Source organism: Advenella alkanexedens, from assembly GCF_019132845.1.
GTDB lineage: Bacteria > Pseudomonadota > Gammaproteobacteria > Burkholderiales > Burkholderiaceae_B > Advenella > Advenella alkanexedens.
This window is the reverse complement of sequence record NZ_JAHSPR010000015.1, coordinates 15,746-33,957: the sequence shown is the minus strand read 5'-3', so window position 1 is coordinate 33,957 and position 18,212 is coordinate 15,746. Positions and strand designations below refer to the sequence as shown.

At 51.5% G+C, this 18,212-nt stretch carries 16 protein-coding genes and 1 riboswitch; of the genes, 4 read left to right on the top strand and 12 right to left on the bottom strand.

The features are described 5' to 3' along the window. Positions 1 to 205: 205 nt before the first annotated feature. Entirely contained in the window at positions 206 to 445 is a 240-nt protein-coding gene (locus KU392_RS13895) for a BrxA family protein (protein ID WP_023994229.1), read from the bottom strand. Positions 446 to 813: 368 nt separating this feature from the next. On the opposite strand from KU392_RS13895, the gene KU392_RS13890 reads away from it, so the two are divergent. Continuing rightward, complete coding sequence (locus KU392_RS13890; protein WP_217735579.1) at positions 814 to 1,305, top strand: transposase; 492 nt, start codon at positions 814 to 816, stop codon at positions 1,303 to 1,305. Between the two features lie 164 nt (positions 1,306 to 1,469). On the opposite strand, the gene KU392_RS13885 is transcribed toward KU392_RS13890, so the two are convergent. The 5 genes from KU392_RS13885 to KU392_RS13865 are packed head-to-tail and all read right to left on the bottom strand — an operon-like array spanning position 1,470 to position 7,321. After that, positions 1,470 to 2,648, bottom strand: coding sequence for a cytochrome-c peroxidase (locus KU392_RS13885; protein WP_246587491.1), 1,179 nt, complete (start codon positions 2,646 to 2,648; stop codon positions 1,470 to 1,472). Next, positions 2,554 to 3,561: a sterol desaturase family protein gene (locus tag KU392_RS13880; protein WP_217735578.1), complete on the bottom strand. Its 1,008-nt coding sequence runs from the start codon at positions 3,559 to 3,561 to the stop codon at positions 2,554 to 2,556. Before KU392_RS13880 ends, KU392_RS13885 begins: the two co-directional genes overlap by 95 nt. Positions 3,562 to 3,563: 2 nt before the next feature. Then, positions 3,564 to 4,565 (bottom strand): imelysin family protein, encoded by a 1,002-nt coding sequence (locus KU392_RS13875; protein ID WP_217735577.1) that lies wholly within the window; start codon positions 4,563 to 4,565, stop codon positions 3,564 to 3,566. Then, a complete protein-coding gene (locus KU392_RS13870) occupies positions 4,562 to 5,914 on the bottom strand; it encodes a di-heme oxidoredictase family protein (protein WP_217735576.1) in 1,353 nt (450 codons plus the stop codon). Before KU392_RS13870 ends, KU392_RS13875 begins: the two co-directional genes overlap by 4 nt. Before the next feature lie 27 nt (positions 5,915 to 5,941). Continuing rightward, complete coding sequence (locus KU392_RS13865) at positions 5,942 to 7,321, bottom strand: imelysin family protein (RefSeq protein ID WP_246587490.1); 1,380 nt, start codon at positions 7,319 to 7,321, stop codon at positions 5,942 to 5,944. A gap of 233 nt (positions 7,322 to 7,554) precedes the next feature. Here KU392_RS13865 and KU392_RS13860 point away from each other — a divergent pair, with 233 nt between their 5' ends. After that, positions 7,555 to 8,739, top strand: coding sequence for a class I SAM-dependent methyltransferase (locus tag KU392_RS13860; RefSeq protein ID WP_217735575.1), 1,185 nt, complete (start codon positions 7,555 to 7,557; stop codon positions 8,737 to 8,739). Here KU392_RS13860 and KU392_RS13855 read toward each other — a convergent pair. Continuing rightward, positions 8,736 to 9,914 carry a tRNA nucleotidyltransferase/poly(A) polymerase-related protein gene (locus tag KU392_RS13855; protein ID WP_287812162.1) on the bottom strand — a complete coding sequence of 393 codons (1,179 nt, stop codon included), beginning with the start codon at positions 9,912 to 9,914 and terminating at the stop codon, positions 8,736 to 8,738. The two genes, KU392_RS13860 and KU392_RS13855, sit on opposite strands and share 4 nt — an antisense overlap. 21 nt (positions 9,915 to 9,935) lie before the next feature. After that, on the bottom strand, positions 9,936 to 11,993 hold the full coding sequence (locus KU392_RS13850) for a lytic transglycosylase domain-containing protein (RefSeq protein ID WP_169293220.1): 2,058 nt from the start codon (positions 11,991 to 11,993) through the stop codon (positions 9,936 to 9,938). Between the two features lie 23 nt (positions 11,994 to 12,016). Between KU392_RS13850 and KU392_RS13845 the strand changes: the two genes are divergently transcribed. Then, the gene (locus KU392_RS13845) at positions 12,017 to 12,631 is read left to right on the top strand and encodes a 5-formyltetrahydrofolate cyclo-ligase (RefSeq protein ID WP_169293219.1); all 615 of its coding nucleotides are present in this window, start codon (positions 12,017 to 12,019) and stop codon (positions 12,629 to 12,631) included. A gap of 87 nt (positions 12,632 to 12,718) precedes the next feature. Here the strand turns inward: KU392_RS13845 and metF are convergent, their stop codons facing one another. The 4 genes from metF to metK all read right to left on the bottom strand — a co-directional run bounded on the left by metF (position 12,719) and on the right by metK (position 16,857). Continuing rightward, positions 12,719 to 13,561 (bottom strand): methylenetetrahydrofolate reductase [NAD(P)H], encoded by an 843-nt coding sequence (gene metF / locus KU392_RS13840; protein ID WP_217735574.1) that lies wholly within the window; start codon positions 13,559 to 13,561, stop codon positions 12,719 to 12,721. 1 nt (position 13,562) lies between these two features. Further along, complete coding sequence (locus KU392_RS13835) at positions 13,563 to 13,898, bottom strand: phage holin family protein (protein WP_217735573.1); 336 nt, start codon at positions 13,896 to 13,898, stop codon at positions 13,563 to 13,565. Positions 13,899 to 14,019: 121 nt separating this feature from the next. Next, positions 14,020 to 15,417, bottom strand: coding sequence for an adenosylhomocysteinase (ahcY, locus tag KU392_RS13830; RefSeq protein ID WP_169293216.1), 1,398 nt, complete (start codon positions 15,415 to 15,417; stop codon positions 14,020 to 14,022). A gap of 71 nt (positions 15,418 to 15,488) precedes the next feature. Next, a riboswitch (S-adenosyl-L-homocysteine riboswitch) is annotated at positions 15,489 to 15,604 on the bottom strand. Positions 15,605 to 15,693: 89 nt separating this feature from the next. Further along, positions 15,694 to 16,857, bottom strand: a complete 1,164-nt coding sequence (gene metK / locus KU392_RS13825; protein ID WP_217735572.1) for a methionine adenosyltransferase — start codon at positions 16,855 to 16,857, stop codon at positions 15,694 to 15,696. A gap of 408 nt (positions 16,858 to 17,265) precedes the next feature. On the opposite strand from metK, the gene KU392_RS13820 reads away from it, so the two are divergent. Next, positions 17,266 to 18,156, top strand: a complete 891-nt coding sequence (locus tag KU392_RS13820; protein ID WP_169293214.1) for a lysophospholipid acyltransferase family protein — start codon at positions 17,266 to 17,268, stop codon at positions 18,154 to 18,156. Positions 18,157 to 18,212 lie beyond the last annotated feature (56 nt).

Below are 18,212 nucleotides of genomic sequence, written 5' to 3'. Positions count from 1 at the left end.
CTACTTATCAATCAGTAAAAGTAGATAAATATCTTTATGTAGCCCTGAGTAGCCCCTGATACTTTTTATGGTGAAAAAGATAAACAATCATAGAGGGGATAAATATGAGCCAGTTCTACCATTGTTCAGATAAGTTTAAGCAAGATACTGTTAATCACAGTGACCATTCATGGTCATTACACTTCCTCCAGCTGCCAGACAATGCCTAACATAAAAACGCAAAAGCCCAAAAGTCAGAGCTTAGGTGTTCTAGGCGTTTTCTAAGCGCTGAAGAAATACGTCTTACCGTAGATTGCGTGCGTTTCTGAAGCACATTTTCCTCATACATGGCTTTATCCCAGGCAGCTTCATCAAGCTCTTGGAGTAACAAGCCAGTAATAATGCGACACTTTCGGGTTTGTAGCGAGCCGCTGGTGAGATCGGAGTTATAGCGGAAAGGGGTCATTTGTAATTATTTGTGGGTGGAGGATAGTTAACTTATTATTGTAGTTGGAAGAGGCTGCTTTCCAAACATTAGCACATCGTAATGCTTGTTACTGTATATTAATTTATGCTCTTAGCGCATGTTAATGGGCTATTACAATGCATAATGTCTACATCAAGATAACTGTGGCGTAAGCGTTCGGCCATCTCATCTTGACAGCGGTTTTCTTTAACCTGTTTTTTTACATCGCTGTCTGTGGTTGCCAATTATGCGGCAACAGTTCAGCAATATGGCTGGCGGGCTGAGTGCCCCCTGTGTCAGACTAGTTGGAACCTCAACCGATGTTAGAATTTAACTCATCCTAAGATGGGGGCAAAGAAAAGGTTCCTATGAAATACTCACCCGAACGCCGAGAAGCGATACTGGCCAAATTAATGGCTCCCCATAACCGAACGGTTGCTGAATTAGCCCAGGAAGAAGGCATTTCCGAAGCGACGCTTTACAGTTGGCGTAAACAGGCACGTGATCAAGGCCGGTTATTACCAAACCAAGCCAGCACACCGGAAGGTTGGAGCTCGGCAGAAAAATTCAATGCTGTCCTGGAAACCGCTGCCTTATCCGAAACGGAACTGGCCGAATATTGTCGCCGTCGTGGCCTGTATGTTGAGCAAATACGTCGGTGGCGCAGCAGTTGTGAACAAGCCAATGACGTCAGTGCCAAAGCATCCGCACAGCAAGCAGAAATCACTAAAGCAGAACGTAAACGCATCAAGGAACTGGAGCGCGAACTGCGTCGTAAAGATGCCGCCTTGGCTGAAACGGCGGCCATCCTGGCCTTGCGAAAAAAAGTCCAGGCGATCTGGGGGGACGAGGAAAAATGACCAATGCCACAGATCGCCGCCAAATTGTTGAATTGGTCAATGAAGCACGGATGGCGGGTGAACAGCATCGCCGTGGGCGCGCAGCGGCGTCGGAGCAAAGCTGAATGATTGTTCCGCTTCCACAGAAGAAACCAGACACCATCCCTCACCCGTAACGCAACCTATTATTTCCCCGCTTCTTCCGCCTCCAGCAAATGTTCATACTGCTCATCGGTCAGCAACTTCATGAACGCCACCAGGGCATCTACCTTGCGATCGCTTAACACATTGGCCCGCAAATCCTTCAAATTCACGGTTTCAGGCACCTCGGCCTCAGCCCAGACTTGCCCCGTTTCAGGATTAACACTGCGTTCTGGATTATTGAACTTGTCATAAAACAGCACCACCGTGCGCAAATCCTTAAACACCCCGTTATGCATATACGGGCCGGTAATGGCAATATTACGCAAGGTAGGCACCTTGAACTTGCCCTTCATGGCCTCATCGCTTACCAGCGGGTTCTCCAGCAAACCATGATCGGCAAAATCCTGAGCCAGCTTATTCAAAGCCACCACATCTTCATTACGCGGCACCCCAATATTGTGATACTCGTAATTGCTGAAGGTTTCAAAAGGCGCATCTTCGGCACGCAGCTTATGGCACACCGAACAATTCACATTCTGGTTGGAAAAAAACAGGGTACGGCCCAGGTCTTCCAGCACCGTCAACTCATACTCGCCCCGCAGGTATTTATCATATTTTGAATTGAAAGGCGCAAACTGGCTGGTACGCTCAAAGGCCGCCAGTGACTGCATCATGGCCTCGTAGGCGGTCTCCTCGCTATCCCAGACAGTATCACCATACACTGTCCTGAAATTATCAAGATAGTATTGATTGTTTTTAAGCCGCTCAATAATACTGCCCACACTGGGCATATTCATTTCCACCGGGTTAAGGGGTGGCTGCCCTGATTGTGCCGCCAGATCGTTGGCCCGGCCATCCAGAAACTGCCCGCCCACATACTGCCCGGTTTTCTGGTTGAAATGAAAATCGGGCGCATACTTGGCATACATGGCAGTGGGCGTATTGCGATTGCCAAAAGAAGTGCCATCATCGCCCAGCGACACCATGCCCTTGCCGGCATTGCTTCTGCCATCGCTAAATGCCCGGGCCGGATCATGGCAGGTGGCACAGCTCTGGGTCCGGTTTTTTGACAGGTTCACATCAAAAAACAGCAGGCGGCCCAGGGCGATTTTTTCCTCTTCAGGATTATGGTCTGCCGGTGCCGGTAATTGTGCCAGCACCCGGTTTTGCCACAACGGCACCGTGGCGGCTGCCGCCCCCATCAGAAGTCCGGCGATCAATAACAGTTTTCTTTTTTGCATAATAAGCCAATAAACGATAACAGGAAACAAAAGGCGCATACAGCAGTTGCGGTATCGTGCGATAGTCATTCATTTGCTGCGCCTGAAAACCAAACCGGTCACTGCGCTGCGCCTTGCCCGAAGGCATTAAAGAGACAAACAGCCAGTCCCACACCGCCAGATAGCCGCCATAATTGAAACGGGCATAACGGCTATAGTGATGCACCTGGTGTTGGGCCGGAGAAATAAACACACGTTCCAGCCAGGCCGGATAGCCCAGAAACACATGGGAGTGCCGTAAATTGCTGCCCAGCAAAGAAAAAACAAAAATAAAACCATTACTACCCATGATGGTCATCAGGCTTAAACGAGGCCCGAACAGCGTCATGAACAAACCGGTCACCACACCGGCACTGAGCGCGTAACGCAAGCCAAACAGGAAATTTTCTACCGGGTGCACCCGGTAAAAGGTAAGCGGATTCAGCACCGGTGCACTATGATGTACTTTGTGAAACTGCCATAACCATTTATTGGTATGCAGCCAACGATGCAGCCAGTAACGGGAGAAGTCACTGGCCACAAACAGGCAGGCGGTATAAAGCAAAGCCAGTGATTCATAAGAAAGATGCCAATCCGGCCGCGACAGCCAGGGGGAAGCCAGCTGGAATGTCCATAAGGCAATACTTTTGGCCGACAGCAGCAAAGGGGCCAGCATAAACACCTTGATAAACCAGCTGACAAAAAAATAGCGGTAATCAAGTAAGGCACTGGGATGCAGCCAATACTGCCGGATAGCAAAGCCCTGTTGCCGTATCACCCTGAAACCGGTAAACAACAGCGCAATCAATGCCGAAGAAAGCAGGTAAAGCCAGAACAGGCGCTGCCCCGATTCAAGCACATAATCCCATGGCATGCTCAGTCTCCGTCGGCTTCCAGGATTTTACCCACGATGGGCAGGGCACTAAGCAGGCTGACATAATAGTGCCTGTACAGCTGCCCGGCACTATCATAGAGCGGGCGGGTTAAATCGGGCTGGAAGGCAAACGCCTGCTGCCCAAGCTGGCCAATCTGTTGCATGATCTGCTCAAGTGTCAAATTGATGGCTTCTGCCAGTTCATTGGCCTGGTACATTTTGATGACGTCTGCCAGGTTGGCATAATCCTGCTGCCCCATCATGGCCTGATGCACTTCAAACACCGCCTTAATAGCAGCCAGGCTGTGCCCGCTTAAGGCATACTCGCTGCGTTTGGCATTGGGCTGGTCTTTATATTTCCGGCTTAAACCGGCCGGTTCAGCAATGCGCCATTCCTTGCCGGCAAAGATACTGTTGGACAGGGCATGGGTATACAAGGCCAGCGCCTTTTCAGGGTCGGCCAGCAAAGCCTCGCGCTGGTCGGTGTATACCGTGGCAATATCCTGCAAATGCCCGCAAATGCTGTCAGCCATCACGGCTGCAAACGACAGTTCACGGGCAGACAGTTGCGTATCGGCATACAACACGGCCTCAAGGGCATTGACCGTTTTGAATGAATTCTTGAACAATGCTTTGGCTGGCGGGCTGGAAGAAGCCAGCTGGCGTTGCATAATGGCGCTTAAGTCTTCATTGCTGTTATGAAACACATCAATGAAACGGGGGGTATCCAGATAGTCATGATCCAGTTCACCCGCCATATAGGTGGCTTCCACCTTTTTCCAGGCCAGCAGCAATTGTTTGAAAACGGTATCAAGTGCCTCGGCAGCTGCACCGTCTTTTGTTTCATTTAACTTAACTTTAAAATTATTGCATACCTGCACACTATTGTTGGCATTGTGCACGATCACCCTGTCATACACGGAAGCCACCGGCCCGGAAATATCCGGGGCTGCAAAGGCAAGATTTGTGCAGAACAAGGTAAGCACGGCGGCGACTTTTTTCATAAAGATTCCAGAAATTGGATAAGTTGTTCCCGTTCTGTGACATTAAGCTGCATAAATGCCTGACGTGATGCCGCAGCCTCTGCGTCATGCCACAAAATGGCCTCAAGATGGTTGGCGGCACGGCCATCATGCAAAAAACGCCAGCCCTGGCGGACTTTTTCAGCGCTCCCCCATAAAGGTGCGGTACGCCATTCATTGGGTTGTGCATCAAACTCGGGGCGGGCATCGGCCAGCGCAGGCCCCAGGTCGTGCAATAAAAAATCACTGTAAGGGTAAATGGTTTGCCCCTTTTGTGTTTTAAAAGAGGGGCGATGGCATTGGACACAGCCAACGGCCTGAAACAGCGCCTTGCCCGCAGCCAGCGCTTGCGGCAAAACATCACTTCTTCGTTTGGGCGAGCCGTTCAGGTGGTTGACATAAAAGCTGATGGCTTCCAGCCGGTGCATGGGCAAATCAAGGGTTTCCCCCCTTGCCGACGGCCTGCCTGCCGGTGCCTGCAAACAGGCGGTCTGGGTACTGCCACACAATTCTTCAGGAAAATAAGGGTTGGTTAAACCCATATCGTGGGCAGCGGCATCGGCCGTTTGCATCATGACACTGGCCTGGCTTGCCTTATGGCCAAAGCGCCCCAGTTTGAAGGCTTGCAGCAAAGGGTCATACACCCAGTTGGCTTTGCCCGAAATACCATCCCGGTTCCGGTCATTGGGGTCGGCACCGGCCAGAATGGCCTGTTCGGGTATCTGCTCTATCAAGCCGGTACCGTTAAGCATGGGGGCCAGCCGCAAACTTAAACGGGTATCGGGGCTTAAAGGCCCGTAATTCAAGCGTTTCAGATAAGGTACCGGCCAGCTTAAACCAACTTCCGTGCCGTCGGGGAAAACCACTGTTTTCACCTGCATGTCCAGCCCGGGCGTGGCTTCATATAAAACACCACTGACCCCGTTAATGGCAATTTGAGAACCGTAAACCGGATCGGGTACCGTAATGGTGGTTTTATCGCGCAGCGCATGTTTTTGCGGTTGCGACAGCTTGACCACCAAAGCCCTGCTTTGCTCATGCCTGTCATTCAGCAGATGCCCGGCCATCTTGGCCTGGTGGCAACTGGCACAGGTATTACTGTTAAACAAGGGGCCAAGCCCGTCACGGGCGGTGGTGGCACTGGGTGCAGCTACCCAGGGAACAGTAAAAAAGGAACGGCCAATAAGCAGCCTGTCCTGTTCTTCTTCACTGGATAGTTCCGCCGGTGTGGCTGAAACCGCGGTGGCCATGCCAGACAAGGCCCCGGCATGACTGCCACCGGCCAAAACGCAAGCCATTAACAACACCAGCCCCTTTATCTGCACAGCCACAACCCGTTCCTTATCAATCAATACACGTTAAATTTGGGTTTCTTCAGCATCAGTGACATCTTCTTCACTTAACTTGATATCAAAAGCCGATGCCACCGGAACCATCTGGTCACCCAGTTTACGCATGTCGTTTTTCATGGAAACGATGTTTTTTGACTCTTCTTTATGCTCGGGCATAATCTGGTAATCAAAATGCATGCTGGTTTTTGCCAGGGTATCCATTTTCTCAAGACGCTGTTCTATCTTGCCCATTAAATTGTCAATGGTTTGTTTTTCTGCCTGGCCCAGGGCATCATAGGGCGCAGGGCCAATTTTTTTGCCATTAAGCTGCCCCAGCAATACGTCTTTGAAACCCTCATAGTTGCGTACGATATCCCGATGGGTATTATCGGAAAAGCAGGAATGCTCGTCTTCTTCGCTGGGTGTTAACACGGCCACGGCAATGCGCTCGTTAGCCAGTTCTGATTTGATGAATACCCCCATACCTGCCAGCACCTGGCGCAGGGCGGTTTCAGCGGGAATGTTTTTATCAGCATTATTACCACTTAGCGCTGACAGGAAAGCGGCACGGTATAAACCTTTATGGCCATCCACTTTGTCATCCCATGCTTCGGCTACCGTTTTGACATCTGCCAATAACTTGTTGGTGGCTGCCTGCAGGTAAGCCAGACGGCGTTTGGCGAACGGGTCGCTGGTGAAATCGCTTAACGGGCGCTGCCCTGCCGTTTTGGCACCCTTGGTAATTTTGTCTTCAAGGAAATTGTTGTAATCCTGGTCTTGGCCCCACAACAAAAACTCAATAGCGTGATAGCCGGATGCCACATTGGCCTCTCCGCCATTTTCATTAAGCTCGGTAATGGCTTCAACGGTGATTTCAGTCACATCCACCTCTGCGGCTTCTTCGCCGCCCGGTGTGAATTTACCAATAGTATCAATGATATTGCCGCTGGTACGCTTGTTATCGGCATCAAGCGTGTAGTCAATCATGTGCTCGTCAAGGGGCCAGGCATTGATTTGGCCTTCAAGCGCCCCATAGGCCTCTGCCACCCAACCTTCTTCTGCATCAATCGGACCTTCGGACAGGCGGAAGATTTCTGTCAGGCCATAACTTTCACGTGACTGCAACCATGCCGCCTTGGCTGCGTCCAGCGTAGCCTGGGTGGGCTGGCTGGCAAAGGCATTGATGGCCGTTTGCAGCGCCTCAAGATCTTTCACGCTGTTGGCATAAAACTGATGGGCCTGCCCAGCATAGGTTTGCAGGACATCTTGAATGGCGATTTTTTGCTGTGCCTGGACTTGCGCTGCCGCTTTGGTTTGTGCCAGGACAGGTATGGATACGCTAACGGCAGCCATGGAAAAAGCGGCCAGGACACTGAGGGAAATTTTGGTAAAAGTATGGCTTCTCATGTAGAAAATCTCTATTAAAATAACACCGTTGATTAATTATCGTAAATGATAATGATTATTATTATAGGTTTTAATTGGGAATATAAATCTTATCGACATAAGCAGCTTTGCGAAAAATCAAAAAATACAATATCGCCCTTCAAACACGCAATTACAACGCTGCCATGGAATGCGCTTTGTTGCATCATGTTTTATATACAATAGTGTCAGCTTATTTTATTGATTCCACCATCATGTCCCATATCCCACGCAAGAACCATTTTCCTGACATTGACCCCGTCTCCCTTGAGCACAGCACCCATACGGCTACCCATTTAAAACAGCTGATTGGCCAACAGGGCAGCATTCCGTTCCAGGTGTGGATGCATGAAGCCCTGTATGCACCGGGCCTGGGTTATTACGCCAGTGGCAATACCAAGCTGGGCAATTACCAGAATCAGGCCATAACACAAGGACTACCAGGTGATTTCACAACCGCCCCCGAATTAAGCCCCTGGTTTGCCCGTACGTTAAGCAGGCAAATAAAGCAAGTGCTGCAGGCAAGCGGCACCACCGCCATTCTTGAATTTGGCGCAGGCACAGGCAAGCTGGCTTATGATATTTTATCCACGCTCAATAACTCTGATGTCAAATATTTCATACTTGAATTATCTGCCGATTTGAAAAGCCGGCAACAGGAAAAACTGGCTGGTTTTAACGGTCAGGTGCAATGGCTTGATGCCCTGCCCAAACATTTTGAAGGCTGTGTGATTGCCAATGAAGTACTGGATGCCATGCCCGTCAATCTGTTTGAATGGCAGGAAGAAGGCTCCCTGGCGGAAAAACATGTCTCCCTGAACGAGGCAGGGGAATTTACCTGGCTTAAACAGCCTGCGAACGCGGCAATGGTGGAAAAAATCACTACCCGCATGCCGGTTTTTCCAGCTTATGCTTCTGAAGTAAACCTGCAGGCAGAGGCCTGGATTCATGAGATGGGGAACTGGCTAAAGAAAGGTGTGGCCATTCTGATTGATTACGGCTTTCCGCAAAAGGAATATTATCACCCACAACGCAGCCAGGGCACTTTGATGTGCCACTTGCGCCATCATACCCACGACAACCCCTTAATTTACCCCGGTATTCAGGATATTACTGCCCACGTTGATTTTACGGCCATGGCCGATGCCGCCCTGGATAGCGGCCTTGAAGTACTGGGCTATACGTCCCAGGCCAATTTCCTGCTTAATTGCGGTTTAATGGACCTGCTGGCAGCACTGGACCCGCAAGACGTGGCACGCTATGCCAAAGAAATTTCCCCGGTACAAAAACTGGTTTCCGAAGCGGAAATGGGGGAACTGTTCAAGGTATTGGCGATTGGCTTTGATATTGGCGAAGATTTGCTTGGTTTCACACGAGCCGACCGTCGTCATACGCTTTAAGATTGAATTAAATACTCATAAACCGATTCAACACGGACCTTTCTGACAGCCTCTTTTATTTGAGCCGCTTGCCCTGCGTATTCCCGCGCAATGGCACCGGCATCAATATCTTTTGCCCGCTCCAGGCAAATACGCCAGAAAGCAACGGGAACGTCAACATGCTGTATGGCTGCCGTATCCGGCAAGGGGAAACCGGTTTTTCCGGCACATGCCGCGGCCTGTATCAAATCCATAAAACGTTCTGGTTTACGCAGGCCATCGCAACGCTCAATGAGCGCAACGATATCATCCGCCTTTTGCAGATCATGTTCATTTTCCTGCGCCTGCCATGCTTGCAGCCCCAGCAAAACCAGTGGCAACAATCGGGCATAATCAAGGCAATCATTAGGCACCCGCAAGTGCCGGGACAAGGCTTCAATATCTGGCGTATCCAGGCACAAAATGGCATAACGCGACGGCAAGGGCAAGCCGCAGCCATGCGCGGCATCCAGCAAACCCGCCACCCGCCCGTTCCATACCAGCTGCGGCATCACCCTGGGCAGGGCACTCACGTCAGCCAGCATATTGAACATTTTCGACGGCTTTTCATACAGCATGCCCCGGGAAATTTCTTTCCAGACCCGTTCCGGCACCAGAGCATCCACTTCGCCATTGTCAACCATCTGGCGACACAACTGGCGCGTCTCGTCCGCCAGGCTGAAATGGGTAAACCGTGCCGCAAAACGGGCCACCCGTAAAATCCTGACGGGATCTTCAATAAAGGCATCCCCCACATGGCGGAATACACATGCCTGCAAATCCGCCTGCCCGTTCAATGGGTCAATAATATTCCCTTCCCGGTCCTGCGCCATGGCATTGATGGTCAGGTCGCGTCGTTTCAGGTCATCTTCAAGACTGACATCCTTGCCGGTATAAAACGTGAACCCCTGATAGCCGCGCCCGGATTTTCTTTCGGTACGGGCCAGCGCATATTCTTCCCTGGTTTGCGGATGCAAAAATACCGGAAAATCCCCCCCCACAGGCAGGAATCCGCGTGCAGTCATGTCTTCGGGGGCGGCCCCCACCACCACCCAGTCCTTGTCGCCTTCGGGCAGGCCCAGCAGGCGGTCTCGTACCGCACCACCCACAATATAAACCTCCAGGCCTTCCAGGCTATTGTTTTTTGTACTGCTCACTTGAACCCGCTCCCGTCATGACTAAGGTGTAACCGTGCCCAGGCGCTGCACCAATGATTGCGGCTGCCCGCTAAACAGGGTGGCATACCAGGTGGCATTGGACATGACATGCTTGACGTAAAGCCGGGTTTCAGTAAAGGGAATGGTTTCGGCAAAAATGGCGCCTTCCACCGGCCCCGATAAACTGCTACGCCAGCGCTTGGAGCGGTTCGGACCGGCATTATAGCCCGCCGTGGCCAAGATCTCGGAATTGCCAAGATCACTTTTCACCATGCTCAGGTATGAAGTACCCAACCGTGTGTTGGTATCAAACTCATTCACATCGCTCATTGAAAAATCGGACATGCCAATTTTTTTGGCCACCATTCTTGCCGTACCGGGCATGACCTGCATCAAGCCAGCTGCACCCACCTGTGAACGGGCCACCGGCACAAAACGGGATTCCTGCCGGATAAGACCATAAACCCAGGCAGGGTCAAGCCCCACATTCCGGGCCTGCTGACCCACCTTGCCCTCAAAGGGCGCCAGAAACCGCTGCCTGAAATTGATATCGCCCTGCGTCAATAAAGAAGTATTAATGGCCCGGTCATAAATATTTTCCTGCACCGCCCACTCGGCAGCCGCGATCAGCTCCCGGTCATTCAGTCCCTTGATGGCAAAGTTCCATTCGGCAACCGCTTCGGGGCGCCAGCCTAAATTAAACAGGCTGACGGCACGCTGCAATCCCCGGTTCTGCCTGACATGCGCCAGTTCGGCGGATGTACTCGCTGGTGCCTGGGGTGGCAACATGATTTTGCGCCCCAGGGCTTCAGTGGCCAGTTGCCCGTAGAAACCATGATCCTCATTGGCCACCGTTTCAAACCCCTTACGGGCAGCCGACGTATTGCCCATGGCTTGCCAGGCCCTGGCTTTCCAGTATATCCAGACGGGCTCCTGCTGTTGTGCAGGAGGCATCATGCCAATAGCTTTAGCCACCCATGGCCAGTCTATATTGGGTTGACGCAAAGCCGCCCGCACCCGCCAGGCATGATTGTATTCGCTTAAACGAAAACCTTCTCCGGCCTGCCTGTACCATTGATCCGCCCGGTCTTCCAGGTTCAGGACGGAAACCAGGCCAAACTGAGTCAGGATCCATTGCCGGTTTTCAGCTGACACCAGTGTATTGCCGGTACGTTGCAAAAAGGCATAACCGTCCTCACGGTCCTGTCTGGCCAGGCGGCTGAACGCCAGTGTTCTTAATTCTTCCTGCTCACGGCTTTGTGCCTTGCCGCTTTGTCCCGACAGCCAGGCTTTTGGGTTGACCATGAACGCATCATAGTCCTTCATTTGCGCAGGGCTGAACAGCATGGCAGCGTAACGGCGGGCATTTGCCTTATTGTCATATTCAATGTCATCACGCAACAGGGGCTGAATGTGATCCCATTGCAGCACTTTTGACGCATACAGTTGCGCCATCATATCCCAGCAGGCGGTTCCCGGACGAAAGGCATCCATGGCCTGACTGGCACTGACGCGCCCATTACCCATATGTCGGGCATGCAAAACAGCGCAATCCACCTGTGCATTATCCAGGTTCACATTACCCAGTTTGCGAACTGTGGCAAAATCCCTGGTGCGCGCGGCTTCCAGTATCCAGTCCGCTTTCAAGCGCTCATGCAAATAAGGGTTCTGGCTTTTTTCAAGAAAAGCCAGAATGTCAGCGGCAGGAATGGGTTCGGAACGGCTCCTGATTTGGTTGCGCAAATACCAGAACATGGGGTACTCGCCCAGTTCCTGATCGGCACGAGCCTGCTGGGCAAGAGCCGGCAATAGCGCCCAGTTTTTGGCCTGCATCGCCGCATAAGCCGATATGACAGCATTACGTGCATCGGCAGGCACTTGGGCTGGCGGGCCATAATATTTCAACGATGGGGCAAGCTGGCCTTCGATTTTCTTTTCAGCGGCCGATGTGGACGTTTCGGCACAGGCGGTTAACAATAACAGGAATGGAATCATGCCCAACTGCCAACGGGAGGCCTGTTTCTTGAAAATGCCCCAACATGTTATTCTTGTTTTTTTTGAATGATTACTTTCTGTCATTTTGATCCTCAAAACCGGTACCTATGAACATAACCCGAACCGCTCCCATGAACAATCAGGAAATACGCAAATGGCTGACCACTTCACGCCAGGCATTGTCAGCATCAATCCGTGAAAAATACAGCGGGCAAATACGGCGGCATTTCATGACATGGTTCAGGCAGTTCTCCCGGGAGCACCCGCAGTCTTCTTGCCGGATTGCCGGATTCTGGCCCATCAAAGAAGAACCCGACCTGATTCCCCTGTTGACCGAGCTCGACCGGCAGGGCCATGAACTTAGCCTGCCCCGCATCACAAAACCGGACAGCGCCCTGGAGTTTTACCGCTGGACGGCTACAACACCCTTATACCCCGGCAAATTCAATATACCCGAACCGCAATTGACTGAAAAATCATTGCCTGCCGATATTATACTGGTACCCACCCTGGGTTTCACTCGTGATGGGCACCGGATTGGCTACGGTAAAGGCTATTATGACCGTACCCTGGCAGGGTTGCACGAAAAAGGCCATGATTTCATTAAAATGGGTGTTGCCTGGGATGAAGGGGAAATTACCATACCCTATACGCCCGAACCACATGATATCCCGCTTGACTATATCCTGACGCCCTCAGGCCTGCATGTACCCGCTCACTAACCGGATTTACAAGCAGGCAAAGCTGATGATGATTGACGGTGGCACCGGCCTTTCAGCCGGGACCACTGAGACAATGCTCAACCCGGATCAATAGCTCAGGTTTTCCCAAATGGATAACGTGGCTTCCGCATTGTTAAGCGTATAGAAATGAATACCTGGCGCACCATTGTCAATAAGCTCCTGGCACAACCGGGTAACCACTTCTGTCCCGAATTGGCGGATCGACTGCCTGTCATCACCGAACTCGGCCAGACGCAGACGGATCCAGCGCGGGATTTCAGCCCCGCACATTTGTGAAAAACGAACCAGCTGCGTGTGATTGGTAATCGGCATGATACCCGGCACAATGGGAATATCCACCCCCTTGGCACGCACGCTGTCCACAAAACTGAAATAAGCATCGGGATTGAAAAAATACTGGGTGATGGCACTATCGGCCCCTGCCCTGACTTTTTGCACAAAGTGCTCAATATCCTGCTCAAACCCCTGTGCCTGCGGGTGCATTTCTGGGTAAGCGGCCACTTCAATATGGAACCAGTCACCGGAATGCTCGCGAACCAGTTTCACCAGGTCACTGGCATGACGCAAGTCGCTGCTAACCACACCCATTCCCGAAGGCAAATCACCCCGCAGGGCAACCAGGCGTTTGACGCCCTCGGCCCGATAGGCATCAAGAATTTGACAGATGCTATCCCTGTCGGCACCAATGCATGACAAGTGCGGTGCGGCCTCGTAACCCATCCGGGAGAAAAGACGCACGGTTTCTGCAGTCCCTTCACGGGTGGAGCCACCGGCACCGAACGTCACACTGACATAACTCGGATTGATGATTTGCAACTGCTTGGCCGTACTCACCAGACGCTCACGCCCAGCCTGGTCTCTCGGTGGAAAAAACTCCAGGCTGAACGACTCTTTGGAAAACGAACTCATATTAATTCAAAAGACTTAAAAGGATCCCTGAAATAATACTATAGACTAATGCCCCGGCCAGTGCCCACCAGAACCCATCTACCTGGAACCCGTTAAACAGGGAACCCGCCAGCCAGAACAGCAAAGCATTCAGGACAAACAGGAACAATCCAAGGGTGACAATCGTAATGGGAATGGTGAGAAAAACCAGGACAGGATAAACAATTGTATTGATCAGACCCAGGATAACTGCCGCAATCAATGCCGCGCCAAAGCTGGCAACCGTAACACCAGGCAGGATATAGGCCACCACCATCAGTGCCAGCGCCTGCAACAACCAGGTAAGTATTAATGACATGTGCTGCTCCAGAAAAGGGGATCGGAAAGCTGCCTTAAAGACAGTTCCTATACAATAATTCCATAGTAACGTATATGCAATCCGGATATTTCAGGATAGCCGGATTGCAGGATTTTACAGATCAATAGCGATAGTGATCGGGTTTGAAAGGGCCCTCTACGGGAACCCCGATATAGTCAGCCTGCTGTTGTGACAGCTTGGTTAACTGCACACCCAGTTTTTTCAGGTGCAGTCGGGCCACTTTTTCGTCAAGGTGTTTGGGCAACACATAAACCTGGCCTTTTTGATAGGCATCGGTACGTGTGAACAATTCGATCTGGGCAATCGTCTGGTTGGTGAAGGACGCGGACATCACAAAAGAAGGATGGCCGGTTGCACAACCCAGGTTGACCAGACGGCCCTTGGCCAGCAGAATGATCCGTTTGCCATCGGGGAAAATGATGTGATCAACCTGCGGCTTGATTTCTTCCCACTGCAGGTCTTCAACCGAAGCCACGTCAATTTCATTGTCGAAGTGACCGATATTGCACAAAATAGCCTGGTCTTTCATTTTTTCCATATGAGTGCGGTCAATCACATGGTAGTTACCGGTAGCGGTCACGAAAATATCAGCCTTGTCGGCAGCTTCGTCCATGGTGACCACTTTATAGCCTTCCATAGAAGCCTGCAACGCACAAATCGGATCAATTTCACACACCCACACCTGGGCGCGCAAGGCCTGCAAAGCTTGTGCACAACCTTTACCCACATCACCAAAACCCACCACTACGGCTACCTTGCCGGCGATCATGACATCGGTGGCACGTTTGATACCGTCAACCAGGGATTCACGACAACCATACAGGTTATCGAATTTGGATTTGGTTACCGAGTCGTTCACGTTAATGGCGGGGAACTGCAGCTCACCTTTTTGTGCCATCTGGTACAGACGATGAACACCGGTAGTGGTTTCTTCGGTCACCCCCTTGATTTGCGCCAGGCGGGTTGAGTACCAGTTTGCGTCTGTGGCCAGCCTGGCCTTGATGGCGGCAAACAGCACACGCTCTTCTTCACTGCCTGGGTTAGCCAGCACGGAAATGTCTTTTTCTGCCTTGGCACCCAGGTGCAGCAGCGTTGTGGCATCACCACCGTCGTCAAGGATCATGTTGGCCTGTTCACCGGGCCACTCAAAAATTTTATGGGTATATTGCCAGTACTCTTCAAGAGACTCGCCCTTGACCGCAAACACGGGAATACCGCGCTCGGCAATGGCAGCGGCGGCATGATCCTGGGTAGAGAAAATATTGCAGGAAGCCCAACGCACTTCGGCCCCCAAAGCAACGAGGGTTTCAATTAACACACCAGTCTGGATGGTCATGTGCAGGCTGCCGGCAATACGGGCACCTTTCAGGGGCTGTGAGGCGGCAAATTCCTCACGGGTGGCCATCAGGCCGGGCATTTCTGTTTCGGCAATGCTTAATTCACGACGTCCCCAGCCGGCCAGGGAAATATCAGCAATTTTATAATCAGCAGTAGTCATTGTAAAAAATCCAATAAATGCTGCTTTGGTAATGAATGCGAGCTTGTCTCACCATCAACTACAAAGCAGGTTAATGATGAGCGCCGTTACATGAAAAAAAGAGGTATTCCGAGCCTGGCAGCATTCACTGTTAAGGCATGACCCAATCATGCCATACAGGAAAACTGTCGCAGCGCCCCTCGGAAATGTCCGGAACAGTTTACCTCAAACGAGGTCTTGAAGGTTCAAAAAGTGTCTCGCCACAAAAGATGACAAGACACCCTTTACATCAACCCGTTAACGGGCGTTTTTCAATGCCTCGACCTTATCGGTGGCTTCCCAGCTGAACTCGGGTTCGGCACGTCCAAAATGACCGTAAGCAGCGGTTTTGCTGTAAATGGGACGCAACAGGTCGAGCATTTGCACGATCCCGCGTGGACGCAGATCAAAATGCTCACGAACCAGCAAGGCAATTTCGTCATCGGGGATAACACCGGTGCCTTCAGTGTAAACCGTGATATTAATGGGTTCGGCCACGCCAATCGCATAACTGACCTGCACCTGACACTGGCGTGCCAGGCCTGCAGCCACAATATTCTTGGCCACATAACGGGCGGCATAGGCAGCCGAACGGTCTACCTTTGAAGGGTCTTTACCCGAGAAGGCGCCACCACCGTGCGGGCAGGCACCACCGTAAGTATCCACAATAATCTTGCGTCCGGTCAGACCGCAATCGCCTTGTGGACCACCAATCACGAAAATACCGGTCGGATTGATCAGAAATTTGGTTTTGGGTGTAATCAGGCCTTCAGGGAAGCTGGGCTTGATAATGTCCTCGATAACCGCTTCGCGGATGGACGATTGTGAGATTTCAGGGGAATGCTGGGTAGACAGCACAACCGTATCCACCTCTGCCGGTTTGCCATCAACATAGCGGAACGTCACCTGTGACTTGGCATCAGGGCGCAACCATGGCAGGCGGCCATCTTTGCGCAATTCGCTTTGGCGCTGGACCAGACGATGTGCATACCAGATGGGAGCAGGCATCAGGTCGGGCGTTTCATCGCAGGCGTAGCCAAACATCAGGCCCTGATCACCGGCACCCTGATTAAGGATTTCATCGGGACTGCGATCAACGCCTTGGGCAATATCGGGCGATTGCTTGTCATAGGCAACCAGCACGGCACAACCTTTGTAGTCAATACCATAAGCGGTATTGTCATAGCCAATACGCTTGATGGTATCGCGGGCAACCTGGATATAATCAATGTTGGCCGTTGTGGTGATTTCTCCGGCCAGGACGACCAGTCCGGTATTGCACAAGGTTTCGGCAGCTACCCGGGCAGTGGGGTCTTCGGCAAGAATGGCATCCAGGATGGCATCGGAAATCTGGTCAGCCACCTTATCGGGGTGACCTTCGGAAACAGACTCGGAAGTAAATAAAAAATCGTTTTGAGCCATTTAACAGCGTCCTTTTATTAATGTCAGAAACTCCGACGTTTTTGAGGTAAGAACGCGCAGCACCCTTATTTCAAATGAAATAAAATTAAGGCGCGACGCTTTAGCGGTGTTTTATGAAACCAGTTCATGTCGCCCCGCAAGTTGTCGGTTAACTCAGCGACTGTCGGTCATTTTAAAACATTTACAAAAATTTCCAAGCAAAGCCCCTCTTTTTGTCACAGATTTTTTGAAAAATCCCCGGCCCCCCCTGTCACGTTGCTTGGCCAGCCCTTGTTCTCGTTTCCCAGGCCGCTCATTTCCATCCGCCGGCCGCTTATGTTAAATTGCTTTTTAGCTAACACCCTGTTGAAACCTCAGCTGTTTAAGGTTTCCCTGCGCTGAATTAAACAGCCATAAATGTCCAATTGCATGAAATCCACCAAAAGAAAATTCCTTGACGCCGTCTTCCACTGGTTTGGCAACACCTCACACAAGCGACGCCAGCAACTTGGCTGGCTGCTCAGTACCCTGTCTCCGCTTATCATGAAGCGCAGGGCCGCCATCGTTCGCAAGAACCTGGAACTGTGCTTTCCCGAAGCATCGCTCGAGCAGCGCCAACAATGGCAAAAAGAACACTTCCGGGTACTGGCCCAATCCATTGTTGATCGAGGCCTGTTCTGGTTCGGTTCACCGGAAAACATCCTGGCAACCATCCATATGGATGGCTTTGAACACATAGAACGGCTCCTGGCGGAAAAACGTCCCGTCCTGATGCTGGCACCCCATTTTGTGGCGCTTGACGCGGCAGCCACCCGGCTTTCCATGTCCCTGAAAAAAGCGGCCACTATTTACACCCCTCAACACGATCCGGACATTGACGATATTGTCCGGGAAGGACGTGGTCGTTTCAATGAAATTCACCTGATCAGCCGCAAGGAAGGGGTACGTGGCATGCTGCGCCACCTGAAAGAAGGCACACCGGTTTATTATCTTCCCGACATGGACTTTGGTCGCAAGGGTTCCATTTTCGTGCCGTTTTTCAATATCCCTGCCGCCACCCTGCCCACCACCGCACAAATTGCCAAATCCTGGCATGCGGCAGTGGTGCCGATTGTGAGCCGTTGGGACCCGACAACCGGACACTATCATGTCCAGGTCTTGCCCCCCCTGACGGATTTTCCCGGAGAACAAAGCATTGAGGCCGCCACTACACGCATCAATCAATTGCTTGAGCAATGGATTCTTCAAGCACCCAGCCAGTATTACTGGGTTCACCGCCGTTTCAAGACACGCCCCGAGGGTGAGGAAAAAATTTATTGAAACAGATCGGGCAACAGCACTGCATGACGGGAATTTTCAGTCCATAATGAATTTTT